At 40.5% G+C, this 15,811-nt stretch carries 10 protein-coding genes, 1 tRNA gene and 2 pseudogenes; 7 read left to right on the forward strand and 6 right to left on the reverse strand.

The window, feature by feature from the left end; all coding sequences use genetic code 11:
- Window positions 1-266: 266 nt before the first annotated feature.
- Together pta and ACPEIW_RS04560 are read left to right on the forward strand one after the other, a co-directional pair.
- On the forward strand, window positions 267-1,925 hold the full coding sequence (gene pta / locus ACPEIW_RS04555) for a phosphate acetyltransferase (protein ID WP_425663308.1): 1,659 nt from the start codon (window positions 267-269) through the stop codon (window positions 1,923-1,925).
- Window positions 1,926-2,064: 139 nt separating this feature from the next.
- Window positions 2,065-3,294: an acetate/propionate family kinase gene (locus ACPEIW_RS04560; protein ID WP_115793848.1), complete on the forward strand. Its 1,230-nt coding sequence runs from the start codon at window positions 2,065-2,067 to the stop codon at window positions 3,292-3,294.
- Window positions 3,295-3,409: 115 nt separating this feature from the next.
- On the opposite strand, the gene aroA is transcribed toward ACPEIW_RS04560, so the two are convergent.
- The 5 genes from aroA to ACPEIW_RS04585 form a co-directional block, all read right to left on the reverse strand.
- Window positions 3,410-4,777 carry a 3-phosphoshikimate 1-carboxyvinyltransferase gene (gene aroA / locus ACPEIW_RS04565; RefSeq protein WP_248899429.1) on the reverse strand — a complete coding sequence of 456 codons (1,368 nt, stop codon included), beginning with the start codon at window positions 4,775-4,777 and terminating at the stop codon, window positions 3,410-3,412.
- 77 nt (window positions 4,778-4,854) lie between these two features.
- On the reverse strand, window positions 4,855-5,748 hold the full coding sequence (locus ACPEIW_RS04570; protein ID WP_415696405.1) for an energy-coupling factor transporter transmembrane component T family protein: 894 nt from the start codon (window positions 5,746-5,748) through the stop codon (window positions 4,855-4,857).
- 2 nt (window positions 5,749-5,750) lie between these two features.
- Window positions 5,751-7,316 (reverse strand): ABC transporter ATP-binding protein, encoded by a 1,566-nt coding sequence (locus tag ACPEIW_RS04575; RefSeq protein ID WP_116286005.1) that lies wholly within the window; start codon window positions 7,314-7,316, stop codon window positions 5,751-5,753.
- Between the two features lie 199 nt (window positions 7,317-7,515).
- The gene (locus ACPEIW_RS04580) at window positions 7,516-8,118 is read right to left on the reverse strand and encodes an ECF transporter S component (protein WP_016635674.1); all 603 of its coding nucleotides are present in this window, start codon (window positions 8,116-8,118) and stop codon (window positions 7,516-7,518) included.
- A 256-nt stretch (window positions 8,119-8,374) separates the two neighbouring features.
- A tRNA-Pro gene (locus ACPEIW_RS04585) sits at window positions 8,375-8,448 on the reverse strand.
- 135 nt (window positions 8,449-8,583) lie between these two features.
- Between ACPEIW_RS04585 and ACPEIW_RS04590 the strand changes: the two genes are divergently transcribed.
- Window positions 8,584-9,636, forward strand: a complete 1,053-nt coding sequence (locus tag ACPEIW_RS04590; protein ID WP_415696404.1) for an ABC transporter permease — start codon at window positions 8,584-8,586, stop codon at window positions 9,634-9,636.
- Between the two features lie 125 nt (window positions 9,637-9,761).
- On the opposite strand, the gene glgX is transcribed toward ACPEIW_RS04590, so the two are convergent.
- Entirely contained in the window at window positions 9,762-11,885 is a 2,124-nt protein-coding gene (glgX, locus tag ACPEIW_RS04595) for a glycogen debranching protein GlgX (RefSeq protein ID WP_016786800.1), read from the reverse strand.
- Between the two features lie 224 nt (window positions 11,886-12,109).
- Between glgX and ACPEIW_RS04600 the strand changes: the two genes are divergently transcribed.
- The 4 genes and pseudogenes from ACPEIW_RS04600 to ACPEIW_RS04615 all read left to right on the forward strand — a co-directional run bounded on the left by ACPEIW_RS04600 (window position 12,110) and on the right by ACPEIW_RS04615 (window position 15,800).
- Window positions 12,110-12,592, forward strand: coding sequence for a YraN family protein (locus ACPEIW_RS04600; protein ID WP_425663312.1), 483 nt, complete (start codon window positions 12,110-12,112; stop codon window positions 12,590-12,592).
- Window positions 12,592-13,930 (forward strand): annotated as a pseudogene (locus ACPEIW_RS04605) (YifB family Mg chelatase-like AAA ATPase); the annotation flags it as partial. The gene ACPEIW_RS04600 and the pseudogene ACPEIW_RS04605, both read left to right, overlap by 1 nt.
- Before the next feature lie 68 nt (window positions 13,931-13,998).
- Window positions 13,999-14,277: pseudogene (locus ACPEIW_RS04610) on the forward strand (YifB family Mg chelatase-like AAA ATPase); the annotation flags it as partial.
- A complete protein-coding gene (locus ACPEIW_RS04615) occupies window positions 14,274-15,800 on the forward strand; it encodes a DNA-processing protein DprA (RefSeq protein ID WP_425663314.1) in 1,527 nt (508 codons plus the stop codon). The pseudogene ACPEIW_RS04610 and the gene ACPEIW_RS04615, both read left to right, overlap by 4 nt.
- The last annotated feature ends 11 nt before the right edge of the window (window positions 15,801-15,811 follow it).

Raw genomic sequence — 15,811 nt, forward strand, 5'->3', positions numbered from 1 at the left:
TAAAATTGCTTAGCTGATTTTTGGGGAGTCAATCGAAAGGTTGGCTCCCTAAAAAATTAGTCGTACAAAAAATTAATAATAAAACACATAAAAAATCAAAATTTCCGCTTGTTGTTTTGCAAATAGCCTTAAAATAGCTAAGGATTCTTCGTTCGATATGCAATTTTCAACGTTGAAATACGAAGAATAGTAAAAACGAAAATGCAAAGCAAAATAAAATGCAACGCAAAATAAAATAAACACAGACGCATCAAAGGAGAAAAGTCGTGTCGTTAGTTAACGTAACTATTATTAGCGCAGATTGCGCGCAAAGTCGCAATGTTGTAGCACTGGGAGTTACAAAAGCTCTTTCTAATCATTATTCAACAACTGTTTTTAGACCATCTGCAAAGCATGATGACGCGTTCACAAGCGAATTGATAGCCGCAAGCAACACAAAACCAACACTGGAACAAGTAATCGCAGCATGCCCATGCGCAGTTCGTAAAAACAAAGACACACTAAGAGGAGACATTGTAGCTAGTTACAACGAGCTGATTAGCGCAACAAACGCTCAAGGATGCGTTATTGTAGCAAGCGATTCCACTTCCGTATTTGACCCAGACTTATTTAGATTCGACGCATCTGTTGCAGCAGACTTAGCTTCCCCAGTGTTCTTAAGCGTTTGCGCAGAAGGCAGAGATAGCAAGCAAATCTTGCAAACAATCGAAGCGCAATGCGCAAGCGTTAGCAAAGAATACACAAAAGTATTCGGCATTTTTGTAACTGATTGCAAAGAAGACTTAGCAAAAGAATTAAAGGAAGACTATGCTCAAAGCAATAATGGCACTCCACTTTGGACTTTGCCTTCTATAGGCGAATCAGAGTTTAATAAATTCAGCGATTACGTTGAAAACGAAGAAATCATTAGCGCTTTGCAACAGCCATTTGCTGCTCCTACTACCCCGTACGCCTTCCAATACAGCCTGCTTGGAAAAGCTAAAGCAAATAAGAAAACAATAGTGCTTCCAGAAGGCGAAGAAGACCGCATTCTAAAAGCAGCTGATTATTTGCTAGAGCGAGACATTGTAAACCTAATTATTGTTGGAGAACGCGAATCTATTCTTGCAAGAGGAAAAGAACTTGGATTAAAGTCTCTTAGCAAAGCAAGCTTCCAATCTATGAGCGACGAAGAGATTCTTAGCAAAATGATTAGCAAGCTTTGCGAATTGCGCGCAAAGAAAGGCATGACCGAAGAGCAAGCTAGAGAACAGCTTAAAGACGCAAGCTACTTTGGCACAATGCTAGTGGTACTTGGATTAGCAGACGGACTTGTTTCTGGCTCTGTTAACTCAACGGCAAATACTGTGCGCCCTGCTCTTCAAGTTATTAAAACTAAGCCTGGATCTAAGCTTGTTTCTGGCGCATTCATTATGTGCTTTAAGGATCATGTAGCAGTATTTGCTGATTGTGCTATTAATCTGAACCCAGACGCTGAACAATTGGCTGACATTGCTCTTCAATCTGCACAAACCGCTAAAGCTTTCGGATTAGATCCTAAAGTTGGAATGCTATCTTACTCCACTCTTGGATCTGGAAAAGGCCCAGACGTTGATTTAGTTGAGGAAGCTACAAGGCTTGTAAAAGAAAAAGACCCAGATTTGAAAGTTGTTGGATCTATTCAATTTGACGCTGCGTGGTCCGAAACTGTTGCTGCATCAAAAGCTAAAGGCAATGATGTTGCAGGCCACGTAAATGTGTTTGTGTTCCCAGACTTATGCGCTGGAAACATTGGATACAAGGCCGTTCAGCGCTCCAGCGGCGCTTTAGCTGTTGGACCAATTTTGCAAGGACTAAACAAGCCTGTTAACGACTTATCTAGAGGAGCGTTGGTTCAAGATATTATTAACACTGTTGCTCTTACAGCATTGGAAGCACAATTCTAATAATAAATAACAAATTTAACAAATAGGTAAGTTCCTGCAGAGATTCTGACTAATAAAACCTACTCATTGTAGGAACTTGCATGTACACTTAAACGTGGCAATTTACTAGCCTTATCAACACTTTATGGAGGATGCCCTCATGGCAAAAACCGTTCTTGTTATCAATTCTGGTTCTAGTTCTATTAAGTACCAGCTCGTCGATTTGGAAAGCGGCGAAGGCATTGCATCTGGTATTGTAGAAAAAATTGGCGAGCCAGTTGACGGACACTACAAGCACGTATTCAATGGCGAAAAGCATGAGTTTGACGAGCCAGTGCACGATCACGAGCAAGGCTTAAAGCGCGTACTCGGCTTCTTCGAGGAATATGGTCCAAATCTTTCCAAGTCTGGAATCGTAGCTGTTGGACACCGCGTTGTTCAGGGTGGCTTAACATTCCCTAAGCCTGCATTAGTGAACAAAAAGACCATTAATAAGGTGAAGGATTTGGCTGTTTTGGCTCCACTTCACAACGGCCCAGAAGCTGTTGGCGCTGAAGTTATGACTGAACTTTTGCCAGATGTTCCACAGATTATGGTGTTTGACTCTTCGTTCTTCCACGATTTGCCACAGGTTGCTGCGACTTACGCATTGAACAAAGACATTGCAAACCAGTACCACATTCGTCGCTATGGCGCTCACGGCACTTCCCACGAATACATTGGCTCTGTAGTTCCAAGCGTTGTTGGAAAGCCTGCAGAAGGCTTGAAGCAGATTGTTTTGCACATTGGCAATGGCGCTTCTGCTTCTGCTCAGGTTTCTGGCAAGCCAATTGAAACTTCTATGGGCTTAACGCCTCTCGAAGGTTTGATGATGGGCGGCCGCACTGGAGATATTGACCCAGCAGTAGTGTTCCACCTTATTCGCAACGCTCACATGAACGTAGACGAGCTTGATACGCTCTTTAACAAGCGTTCTGGCATGATGGGCATGACTGGCCACGGCGATTTGCGCGATATTCATAAGCTCATCGCAGAGGGCGACGAAGACGCTAAGCTTGCTCTTGGCGTGTACGTTCACCGCATTGTTGGCTACATTGGCAACTACACTGCTCAAATGGGCGGCGTGGACGTAATCACATTCACTGCTGGCGTTGGCGAAAACGACGAGATTGTTCGCGCTCGCGTATGCGAAAAGCTTGCTCCATTCGGTGTTAAGCTCGATAAAGAGAAGAACTTGGTTCGTTCTAAGGAGCCACGCATTATTTCCACTCCAGATAGCTCTGTGATTATTGCTGTAATCCCAACTAACGAAGAGTTGGCAATCGCTCGAAAGTCTGCACAAATCGCAGAAGCTGGAGTCGATTCTTACGGCAACAAGTTTGAGCGCTAAATCGTAGTGTAAAACAACGTAACGTAAAAACGTAACACATAAATAATCCCGGGTTAAAAAAACTCGGGATTATTTGTTATTTAAGCTAACTATTTAGGCTCACTATTTAAGCTCACTATTCGAGCATCTTATTCCACATACCAGGAAAATCAGGGATCGTTTTGCGCGTAGTGGCAATATTTTTTACTCTTATATTAGATATACGAAGACCTAACATTGATGCAAAAGTTGCCATTCTGTGATCCGCATAAGTCTCCATCACTTCCCCATGCATATTTTTGCTAGGAATAATACGAATTCCATCATCTAGCTCATCAGCGCCTATTCCAACGCGATTTAGTTCCGTAACTATTGCACTCAAGCGATTCGTTTCGTGGCCTCTTAAATGCGCAATACCGTGCAACTCGCTTACACCATCTGCAAGCGCAAGAATCGCAGCAATACTCGGCGCAACCTCGCCAGCAGCAGCTAAATCAAGCGACTTAATTGCGTGAATTTTGCCACTACCAGTTACGCACAATGTTGAAGAGTCCGCAGCCGAATGCTCAAAAACAATTTTTGCGCCCATTTGCTCAAGAATCCCAGGCAACAATCCCCCAGGCTGAGTTGTTTTAAGCGGCCAATTAGGGATTTTAACGCATCCGCCAGCAATCAACGCTGCTCCAATAAAAGGCGCTGCGTTAGAAAGATCTGGCTCTACAACAACTTCATCTGGCAAAGTCAAATCATGCTCTTTAATACGCCATACTCCGCTTTCTGGCATATCTACTACTCCGCCAGCTTTGCGCACATCTTCCATTGTCATTTGAATATGAGGCATACTAGGCAATTTGCTTCCAATATGCTCTATTTGTAATCCTCCTGGAACGCGAGATGCAATTAGCAGAAGCGCAGATATAAATTGAGACGATGAAGAAGAGTCAATGCGAATAACGCGATTATTGCAAGAATTTTGCGCACAATTTACACAATATGATTCAAGATTTTTGGGCGGAATAACGCTAAATGGCAAGAATCCGACTTTTCCGTGATATACGATTTTTGCGCCTAGCTGTTCCAATCCATCTAGAACAGGCTTCATTGGACGAGCATACGCTTGCTCATCTCCATCAAATTTCACACAATTATTTGCAAACAACGCTAAAGCTGTTACAAAACGCATAACTGTTCCAGCTAAACCACAATTAACAACCGCACAATCATCTACGCTAAAAACGCCATTTTTGGGCGGAATAACGCAAACTGCTGTGCCGTCGCGGCTTAGCGAATCGCATTTAACTCCAAATACGCTTAGCGCGTTAATCATAAGTTCCGTATCTCTTGATCTCAGCAATCCCTTTAGAACAACTGGCTTTTTACCAAGAGCTGCCAAAATCAAATATCGATTAGACAATGATTTGCTTCCAGGAATATTCACTGTTGCATTCAAAGGAGTATTGCATGATGGAGCTTGCCAAACATCATCATGATTATAAGGATTCATTATTCCGCTCATATTATGAATACTATCTATAAATATGTACGCATTAAATATGTACGCATTGTAATTTTCACAATGCTTTACATATGAATAAACGCATTATGCCAATATCCTGTTTGTATTGAAGCATATAAAGCAATAGTAGGAACAGCAATGCAAATTGCATAAAATATCCAATCATATGCTGTTAACTTCGATTTTCGCGCTGGAACACGTTTAATACTACTTCCAAAAGCCCTAGCTTCCATAGCTGTAGCAAGTTTCGTACCTCTGCGAATAGATAACACGAGCAAACCAAAAGATTGCGAAAGCATACGCTGCAACGCTTTACCATCCGATATACCACGAGACCTTCGAGCTAAACCAAAAGCACGCCAATCATTTTGCAATAGGCTAAACATTCTCAATCCAGCTAATGCTCCGTACACAAATCGTGGAGAAAAATGCAAAATCTGCACTAAGCCGTCTGCTAAATCAGTTGGATCTAATCCAATAGCTAATATAACGCCTGGAACTGCTACAGATGCAACACGAACAAACGTACAAATTGCCAAATACAATGATCCTTGGCTTATATGCATCCAGCCAAACTTAAATATATCATCTCCAGAAGTTTGACCATATAAAAGCACCGATATAAAACTACCCGAAGCAGCAATCCAAACTGGCCAAGTATGGCGTAAAACATACCAAGGAGTTACTCCAGCAATTGCAAATAACAGTACGTCTAAACCGAATGCAATAGAAGCAGAAACAATATCTAATGTAACAAACATAGGCAAGCAAAGTAATAACGCTCCAATAAAACGACTTATTGGATTGAGCCTACGAATAAACCAAGAAGGCGAAACTAGTCGTTCACTTTCTAAACGTTTAGAAGATGCAGTTACATCAATATGCGAAACTTTCAATAAATTTTCAAAGTCTTTAACTTGGATTCTAGACGATTCTTCTACACTACTAGTTCTATTCACTTCTACTCATTCCCTTCACTATAGTTATGAGCGGATCCTGCGATTTTTCGTGACTCAACTCTTATTACTCTGGCATCTAAAGACTTTACAAGCTCATCATCGTGAGTAACAACAATCACCGCTGAGCCACTATCGCGTATTTGCGCAATAAGTTTCACCATTGCTGTCCAAGTTTTAAAATCTTGTCCAAAAGTAGGCTCATCCATAATAACAACGCGTGGAGCAGCAGCTAAAAGCGTAGCTACAGAAAGTCTACGTTTTTCCCCTCCAGATAATGTATAAGGATTAGCAAGAGCAAAACGCTTCAAATCCATACGCTCAAGCATGCTATCGGCAATATCGTAAGATTCCTTTTCGCTTTTTCCTTGCTTTTTAGGACCTACAGCAACTTCGTCTCTTACAGACGATGTTATGAATTGATGCTCTGGCTCCTGAAACACCATGCCAACTCGCCCTAGTAATTCTTGACTTTTCCAAGTAAAAAGATCATTTTTACGTCGTTTTGGAACATACTTTTCCATCATGCACACGCTACCAGCAATCGGCTTTAATAAGCCTGCAAGCGTTAACGCTAATGTGGTTTTACCAGCACCATTAGGCCCCATTAAAGCCGTTACTTCGCCAAAACGAAAAGCTACATTAACATGTTCCGCTAGTGGCAGAGTTCTTCCAAAAGAGCAATCATTCGTATAGAGCGCAACAGATTCTTCAGTATCTTTGATCTCGTCATAGCAATGTTTAGGAGCAAAAGATTTAACTGTTCTTCCTGGAACCCAAGCACCACCTTTTGCAAGCATATCGCCATATTTTTCAAAAACATCCTCAGGCTTACCGTCTGCAATAACGCATCCTACATTTGAATCATTATTATTTTCATCTTTTCCAATAACAATAACTCTATCAATCAAATCCAGCCACACATCAATATGATGTTCAACTACAATCATTGTAGAGCCTGTTTTTTTAAGAATATTCGCTACAGCATCATGAACTTGCTGAACGCCTTGAGGATCTAAATTAGCTGTAGGCTCATCTAAAAGAAGCAATCCAGGATGCATTGCAAGCACTCCTGCTAAAGCAAGACGTTGCCTTTGACCTCCCGATAAAGATTGTGTTGAGCGTCTAAGACCCTGACTTCCTTGAGTAATATTGTCTAAGCCAACAGCTTTTATTGAAAGCTTTACGCGATTCCAAGTCTCTTCGCTGTTAACTCCAAGATTCTCACTTCCAAAAGCTACATCGTCACCTACTCTTTCAAGAATAATTTGAGAATCTGGGTCTTGCATAACAAGTCCAACTTTTCCGCGAGCATCTCTAGCATGAACACCACCGACTAGAAGGCTACCTTCTTCCATACCTTCTGTTTCGTCACCTAAAACACCTGCTAAACCAGCCATAAATGTGCTTTTCCCAGCGCCAGAAGCACCTAAAAGCAACACATGCTCACCAGGCTTAATATCAATATTTACATTCCTCAACACAAAATCTTTGCGAGTAGCGTGTCTCCAACCCCAGTCTTTAGCAACTACGCTCGCTGGAGTCCATTCAGTCTTATTCACAAATTGCATACAAACAAACTTTCATTGCATAGCAAAATTTTCATTGCATAGCAAAATCTAAAATACAAAAATTGCATAACACAATTTCAAAAAATATAAAGTAAAACAAATACGAAATATAAGTATCATACGAGTAAACTACCGTGTTTTTGCATTTTGCGCATTAAACACGATAGTTTACAAGTTGCAATGAGTATTTAGATATGACTCACACTAATGCTTGAGGACGGCCTGATTCAAAACGATCAAGCACACCCGTTGCAGCTAATGCCTTTTGAACAAACCACACTACAACGCCTGCAACAATAAGACCAGAAATAATAGAAGTAATGAGATTTGCAACAATATATTGAGCGCTCCAGCCTTGACCGCCGCTAACCCAATTGTAGATAAAGCAAGCTACGCCTGCTAACGATCCAGATATTGCAGTGGAAAGCAAATTCCATGTTTTGTACATAAAGAAAATGAATGCAAGTTCAGCGCCAACGCCTTGAATAATACCGACGATTAACGATCCACCAACACCCCACTGATTTCCTAACATAAGTTCCACAAAAGCAGCAAGAGTTTCGGCAAACAATGCAGCACCAGGCTTACGCACGATTATTGCAGCTAAAGGCCCAGCAAAAAGCCAAAAACCATTAGATAAGCCTTCAGCACCAGGCAACAAGCTTGCAAAAAGATTAGTAGGAGCTGCGCAAACAATATCCCAAGCCCAGAATAATACGCCAGATGCAACAGCGATAATAGCAGCTATGACGATATCAAGAATACGCCAGCGATTAGAATGTTCCATTGAAACATTAGTCATAATAAGTGCCTTTCTTCAATATTGAAAGATTTGGGCACGGGAAAAGAGCGACATCCGTTGCTAACATTACTTAGCACACGTTCAATCGGTCGAAGCTTTCGCTTCCTCTCAGCCAAAACGGCTCCCGAGTCAAATATTTATAATCACAGTGTAAGAATGTAATGCAAATAATGCACCAAAAACTCACCTATACAAGAATACACATAGAGTGCTTTTTTGTATAGTAGATGTTAAAAAACAAGCAGATATAAAAAAGTCGGGGTGACAGGATTCGAACCTGCGACATCCTGCTCCCAAAGCAGGCGCGCTACCAAACTGCGCTACACCCCGATGCTTTCTAGCTGATTACCAGCTCCAAGCACAATCAAATACAATAGCGCACATTGCAGACAAACGCAAATTTGCAACACGCGCGATAGAATAGAACAAGCATTGAAAAATAGGAAACGGATTTTAGAGGTTCATATGGGGCGTTTTCAACGTGCGGAGGCAGCGGGATTAATCGCTTTTCTAGCGTGCGCATTATTTGGCATGATTGTAATGTCTATATACATAAACACAATGCCCGCAATATGGCAAGTTACACAACGCTTGTTTACAATGGCATCTGGAGTGGTGGCCGCTTGCAGCATGTGCACTTTTGTAGTCGGATATTTAAGAACACACAAAGGAATACTTAAAAAGAATTGGTTGCAAATTGCAAAACACGCTTTTGAAATAATCGCTCTTTCTACGATTTATGGCGCAACAATGCTACTCATGTCTTTTGCTCTTCTTTCTATAATCAACAGCATTATTGGAAGAAGTGCCGTAAACAATTATCTTCCTGTTCTTTGTTGCGCATTAAGCGGAATTGTTGGATACGCAACTCTTGTACAAGCAGAACTTTTAGAAGCAAAAACCGTTGCTTCACTTCTTCCACTATTTGTGATTTCTGGAGCTGCGACCGCTGGATTAACTTCCGACGACCCGTATTGGTACAACAATAACTTCTCTCAGCTAGGAGACAGAACAACGTTTGCAGCAAGCATGTTTAATGCAACGCTAATTCTAGCTGGAATATGCATTATTATTACAAGCTACTTTGCTATAACCGAGTTTGTTGCAACACAGCACGAAATCTTGCAAAATAAAGGCACTAACGCTACAAAGCATTTTAAAACTCGAACAACCATTATGGCAGCTTTGCTAATTCTTGGAGGAATAGCATTTATTGGAATCGGAACGTTCCGCTACACTCCTCATCCTGTTATACACGATTTATGCGCTAGAGGCGTTACTGGTCTTATTTGCACAATGCTTATATGCCTTCCATGGCTTGCTCCTAGGCTTTCTAAAACATTCTACGTTGCTTCGGATTTAGCTGTTATTCTTACTGCTTGGGTTGGTAACCAATGGGTTCATGGCAATAACACTTTAACAAATGTAGAAGCTTTGTCTTGTTTACTATTTTTAGGGTGGATAATAGTGTTTTCAAGACAAGTCGCAGCTATGCAAAGCGACCGTTTAAGGTCTTAAGTCGAATATTAAATCAAGATATTAAATCAAGATATTAAAAATGTGACCTACAACCAGCTAAAATCAGCAAAGCCATAGGTCACAATCAATTTTAATTTCTTATATTATTCTTTATATTCTTAATATTATTCTTGCTTCTCGCTCATAAGAAGAAGGAAGCTTCTTGATTGAGCAACAATATTAAAACCAGATTCGTAATGCAATTGCGGACCTTTTGGATTATGAGTGTCTACAACAAGAGTCCACTTTTCTCCATAACGCTTATCTGGCAAAGTGAAAGTTATAGGCTCGTAATGCGCGTTGAAAATAAGAATAAAGTCATTATCGACCATTCTACTTCCGTACCAATCGGTTTCTGGAATATCTGAACCATTCAAATAAATCATCACCGAAAGCGCATGAGTATTACTCCAAGCTTCCATATCCATTACGGAACCTGTGTGATCAAACCACTCTACTTGCGGAATCTCTGAAGCATCATCCGAAGGCATACGACCGATAAAGAACCTACGCCTATGCAAAACAGGGTGATCCAACCTTAAATGAATAAGCTTAGAAACAAAGTCAAACATATCTTTTTGAGTGGAATCAAAGTCCCAATTAATCCAAGAAATAGCATTATCTTGGCAATATGCGTTGTTGTTTCCATTTTGAGTACGCATAATCTCGTCTCCAGCGCAAATCATAGGAATGCCCTGGCTCATTAGCAAAGTGGAGAAAAGATTTCGCATTTGACGCTGACGAAGCTCGTTAACATCGTGAATATTTGTAGGGCCTTCTACTCCGCAATTCCACGAACGATTGTCGTTAGCGCCGTCGTTATTGCCTTCTTTATTAGCCTCATTATGCTTTTCGTTATAACTCACCAAATCGTTCATAGTAAAGCCATCGTGAGCAGTAATAAAGTTTACAGAAGCTACAGGCTTACGACCATTTTGCTCATATAAATCGGAGCTTCCCATAAGTCGGCTTGCAAACTCAGGCAAAGTCGAAGGCTGCGAGCGCCAAAAATCGCGTACGCAATCGCGGTAGCGACCATTCCACTCGGACCAGCTTGGAGGGAATCCGCCAACTTGGTATCCGCCAACGCCAATATCCCAAGGCTCTGCAATAAGTTTTACGCTAGAGATAATAGGGTCTTGCTCAATAATGTCGAAGAATGCAGAAAGCTTATCTACTTCTTGGAATTGACGAGCAAGCGTTGCAGCCAAGTCGAATCTAAATCCGTCTACGTGCATTTCCGTAACCCAATATCGCAAGCTATCTGTGATTAATCGCAAGGCTTTAGGAGATCGCATAAGAAGCGAGTTTCCTGTGCCAGTAGTGTCAAAATAATGACGCTGATCGTTGTCTACTAAGCGATAGTAAGCACGATTGTCAATTCCTCTAAAGCTTAATGTTGGACCCCTATCATTTCCTTCTGCAGTGTGATTGTAAACAACGTCTAGAATAACTTCCATTCCTGCAGCATGATATGCCTTAACCATTGCCTTAAACTCGTTTACTTGCTCGCCGCGCTGACCAGAGCTTGAATACGAGTTTTGAGGAGCAAAGAATCCAATTGTGTTATATCCCCAATAGTTGCTTAAGCCTTTATTTTGTAAGAAAGAATCGTTTACAAATTGATGAATAGGCATAAGCTCAATTGCAGTAATTCCAAGCTTTTTTAAGTAAGATATTACGCTTGGATGAGCTAATCCAGCATACGTTCCGCGGATTTCGGGAGGAACATTACGATTTAGATTCGTCATTCCTCTAACATGAGCTTCGTAAATCACGCTATCGTGATACGGAATCATTGGGTGCTGGTCGTTTCCCCAATCAAAATATGGGTTTATAACAGCAGCTTTCATAGTGTGATCTGCAGAATCCAAAGTGTTCATTGCTGCTAAATCATCTGGATTTGCAAACCAATAAGAAAACAGGCTCTCGTCGCCGTCAATATTTCCCTCAATCGCTTTAGCATATGGGTCTAAAAGCAGCTTGTTTGGATTACACCACAACCCATGATTTGGATCATACGGACCGTGAACTCTATAGCCGTATCTTTGGCCTGGCTGTATTCCAGATATGTAGGTATGCCAAACGTAAGAATTCTGCTCAGTCATATCGATGCGCGTTTCGTTGTCTTGCTCGTCAAACAAGCACAACTCAACATGCTTTGCTACTTCGGAAAACAATGCGAAGTTTACGCCCGCGCCATCGTAGGTAGCTCCAAGCGGATACATAGAACCTGGTCTAATTTGCATAATTCAAGTATTGCATATATTTATATAGTTTTCATCAATACATAAGGCGATTCTTAAAAAAGATTAAACTTTTACATAACGCAAGCTTTTTTAGAAAATAAAAAAATCCTTTATTAAACAGTATGATTTTTCCCTAGATTAAAGGCAACACGCCGAAGTATAGCCTTTAACCACATTGCTCTAAAAAGCTAGAAAAAAGATTTTAAGCTTGATGAAATTGCATCATGATAAACGAGCAAAACATGATATTAGATATATCGCAAGAAGATATACAACAAGAAAATATACAACAAGAAGAGTTGCTAAGCTGCGTAGCAAAAGTAGAAGAACAACTATGCGACTTTTCAATACCAAATAAAAAAATAGGCAGCCTTGGCGAAGAATACACGTCACTAAAACTAATGCTTAAAAATTGGATTTTGCTAGATAGAAATTGGCATAGTCGTTTTGGAGAGCTTGACGTTGTAATGATGAACACAGAAGGAATAATCGTATTTATTGAAGTAAAAACACGACGAAGCACAAGATTTGGCACTCCGCTAGAAGCAGTAACAGAAGAAAAACGCATAAAAACGCATAAAGCTGCATTTAATTGGCTAGAAAATCACAAAATGTTTAAGCATAGAAGAATACGATTCGACGTTGTATCAATCCTTATTTCAAAAGACAAAAACATTCAAATACACCACATTTTAGGAGCATTCTAATGATTATTGGAAACGCATTATCTGTAGGACTGCTTGGATTAAAGGCATTTACAATACAATTGCAAGCATTTATATCTAGCGGCCTGCCTGGATTCTCAATTATTGGCCTTCCCGATACTTCTTTAAGTGAAGCAAGAGAACGAGTTAAATCAGCATATATGTCTTTGCGATGCGAATGGCCAGACACAAGGCTAACAGTAAATCTTTCTCCTGCTTCTATGCCAAAAAGTGGAGCATCTTACGACCTTGCAATCGCAGCAAGCATACTAAGCGCTAGAGGAATTATTCCACTTAGCGAGCTAGAAAACACTATTATTTTAGGCGAGCTTAATTTAGATGGATCTGTTTTGCCAATTCAAGGAATGCTGCCAATCGCACTATACGCTAAGCAAAAAAATATTACAAAAATGATTATTCCATACGGAAATCTTGAAGAAGCAAAGCTAGTAAATGGGATTGAAGCAATTGGGATTAAGCATATTTTGGATTTAGTAGACGAGCTAAACGGAAAATTAGAAGACGAAAATAGGCCGATTGCCGAAAAGAACAGAGAACGCGCACTAAATGCGATTAACAAGTACGACCACATTAGAGTAGAAGAAAGAGAAAAAGCTGGCGATTTGCGCAATGCTAATAGCAACGCAATTAAATGCCCGAGCAAAAATATGGCAGATAGCGTTGAGCCTGTAAATAACGATAAACCATTAAACGAGATTGGAGATATGTCGGAAGTATTAGGCCAAGAGCACACAAAGTGGGCTTTGCAAGTGGCGGCAGCTGGAGGACACCATGTTATGATGATAGGTCCTCCTGGGTCTGGAAAAACAATGCTAGCTTCTAGAATGCCAAGCATAATGTGCCCACTTAATGAGCAAGAACAGCTAGAAGTGGCATCTATTAGGTCACTTTGCGGAACGCTTCCCTACTACGGAATAACGGACGTTCCGCCTTTTGAAGCGCCTCATCACACTTCTTCTGCAGCATCTCTTATAGGAGGAGGCGCAGGTTTAGCCAAGCCTGGAATCATAACTCGCGCACATTGTGGAGTTTTATTTATGGACGAAACTCCAGAATTTTCGCCACGAGTTTTGCAAACGCTTAGAGAACCATTGGAATCTGGCCATATTGCTGTTTCTAGATCTAAAGGAACAACGCTGTATCCTGCTAAATTCCAACTCGTTATAGCAGCAAACCCATGCCCATGCGGATATGCGTACGGAAATGGAGAGCGATGCACTTGCAAAGAGAAGGAACGCATACGCTATTTTTCTAGACTTTCTGGCCCAATTTTAGACAGGATTGATATTCAAATGGATGTTCCGCCAGTAGAAAAAATCATAACCAGAAAAGCCATGTTAGAAAACGGATCAAGTCAAATGTCGGAAAAGATTTTGACTAGTGCAATGATGCGTGAAAATGTAAAGAACGCAAGACTTGTTGCACAAGATCGTTTTAAGAAACTTGGTTGGAGTTGCAACGCTCAAGCTTCTGGAACGTGGCTTAGAAAATACACATCTCAAAAAGCGATTGAGCTTATAAATAAGTCTCTTGAAAACCACAAGTTGAGTTTACGCGGTGCAGATAGAGCACTTAGACTTGCTTGGACTTTGGCAGATCTTTGTGGTCACACTTGCCCAGATTTAACCGACATGGCTCAAGCAATTAGCTTAAGGACAAGAATATGATTAGTACAAATAACGCAAATAACGCAAATATAACAAACCCGCAAACAAGTGATATTTATGCAATAAATGACGATACTTTAGCGCGAGCAATACTAACGTTTTGCGTAGATGGAGCAGACGCAATAATGTACACGCTTACTATAGGAACAGTTAATGCTACAAGCATTGTAGATGCGCTATATTCTATTTGCGAATCAATCACTAAAAACACAAGCAAAATAAGCAATAAACAATTAGAGCTTGATTTTCCAACAAATTGCTATCAAAAAGATTCTAGCGAAAATAAACAGCAAGAATGCAATACTGATTCAAGCACAAACGATTTAGACAATGTTCTTACAAACATTGTAAAAAATCATCCACAAATCAAAGTTTTAGAAAAATGCTTTTTGGAAGGTCTTAAAATTTGGGGCGGTAAAAGTGCAAACAATAAAAATGAAGTAAATAATTTTGCTGTATTGCATAAATCTGTTAAAAAATGGTGTTTAAGAATGCAAGATCTACCTTTTTGGGATGCAAACAAACTCAAAAAATGGTTTAGTTCAAGCGGATCACAATGGATTATATCTCCAAAAAGCAAGTATTGGCCTAGACAATTACAAGATTTAGCAACAAAATGCAAGGTCGCTCCCCCACTTTGCTTATGGGGAATTGGAGACCCAAACGCTCTTATTCAATGCAAACAACCACTTGCAATTGTTGGATCTAGAGGATGCAATGACTACGGGTACGAACTTAGCTTTACTTTCGCAAAATCGTGCGCTAAAAAAGGGCACACAATTGTTTCTGGCGGAGCTTACGGAATTGACGCTGCAGCACATTGGGGAACATTAGACGCATTGGATTGCCACGCAATAAACGCAAGCCCTGTAGGCAAAACAATAGTCGTTTTTGCTGGAGGACTAAACAATATGGGACCAAGCAGCAATGCTCAACTTTTTAACGCAATACTTGCAAGCGGAGGCGCATGCATAAGCGAGCTTTGCCCCGAAACTATTCCAGAAGCACGCAGATTCTTGCTAAGAAACCGCCTTATTGCAGCACTTGCCAGCAAAGTCATAGTTTCTCAAGCTAGATTAAGGTCGGGAGCGTTAAACACAGCAAATTGGGCATTGGAACTAAACCGAGAATTGTATGCTGTTCCTGGAGATGTAACTTTGCCAAATAATGCTGGATGCAACATGCTTATTCATGACGGAAAAGCTATGATGATATGCTCACACAGAGATATAGAAGACATCTACCCTAATTCACACCATTATTTACCACATTCACTAAGTAACAACGAAAGCATTCCAGACACTTGCAATGATTTACAAAAGCTTATATTAAAAGCGATTCACAAATGCAAGCACAACAAAGTATGTGCAAATATAGACAATATTCACGAAGCTATTGCAAAATCAGAAACAAATGGCGATTTTTCAATATCGCAAATATCAGGAGAGCTTGCGATTCTTGAGTTAGATGGATTAATCAAAAGTCAAAATGGCGTTTTTAGCATAAATCGAAAAAAGACTTAAGTCTTAAATAA

Source organism: Gardnerella piotii (assembly GCF_049815665.1).
In the GTDB taxonomy this organism is placed as follows: domain Bacteria; phylum Actinomycetota; class Actinomycetes; order Actinomycetales; family Bifidobacteriaceae; genus Bifidobacterium; species Bifidobacterium piotii.

Coding starts and splice junctions, on each gene's coding strand:
- glgX (WP_016786800.1), bottom strand. CDS start 11,885: ATGCAAATTAGACCAGGTTCTATGTATCCGCTTGGAGCTACCTACGAT.
- ACPEIW_RS04580 (WP_016635674.1), bottom strand. CDS start 8,118: ATGACTAATGTTTCAATGGAACATTCTAATCGCTGGCGTATTCTTGAT.
- ACPEIW_RS04575 (WP_116286005.1), bottom strand. CDS start 7,316: ATGCAATTTGTGAATAAGACTGAATGGACTCCAGCGAGCGTAGTTGCT.
- ACPEIW_RS04560 (WP_115793848.1), top strand. CDS start 2,065: ATGGCAAAAACCGTTCTTGTTATCAATTCTGGTTCTAGTTCTATTAAG.
- ACPEIW_RS04590 (WP_415696404.1), top strand. CDS start 8,584: ATGGGGCGTTTTCAACGTGCGGAGGCAGCGGGATTAATCGCTTTTCTA.
- ACPEIW_RS04615 (WP_425663314.1), top strand. CDS start 14,274: ATGATTAGTACAAATAACGCAAATAACGCAAATATAACAAACCCGCAA.
- aroA (WP_248899429.1), bottom strand. CDS start 4,777: ATGAATCCTTATAATCATGATGATGTTTGGCAAGCTCCATCATGCAAT.
- ACPEIW_RS04600 (WP_425663312.1), top strand. CDS start 12,110: ATGATAAACGAGCAAAACATGATATTAGATATATCGCAAGAAGATATA.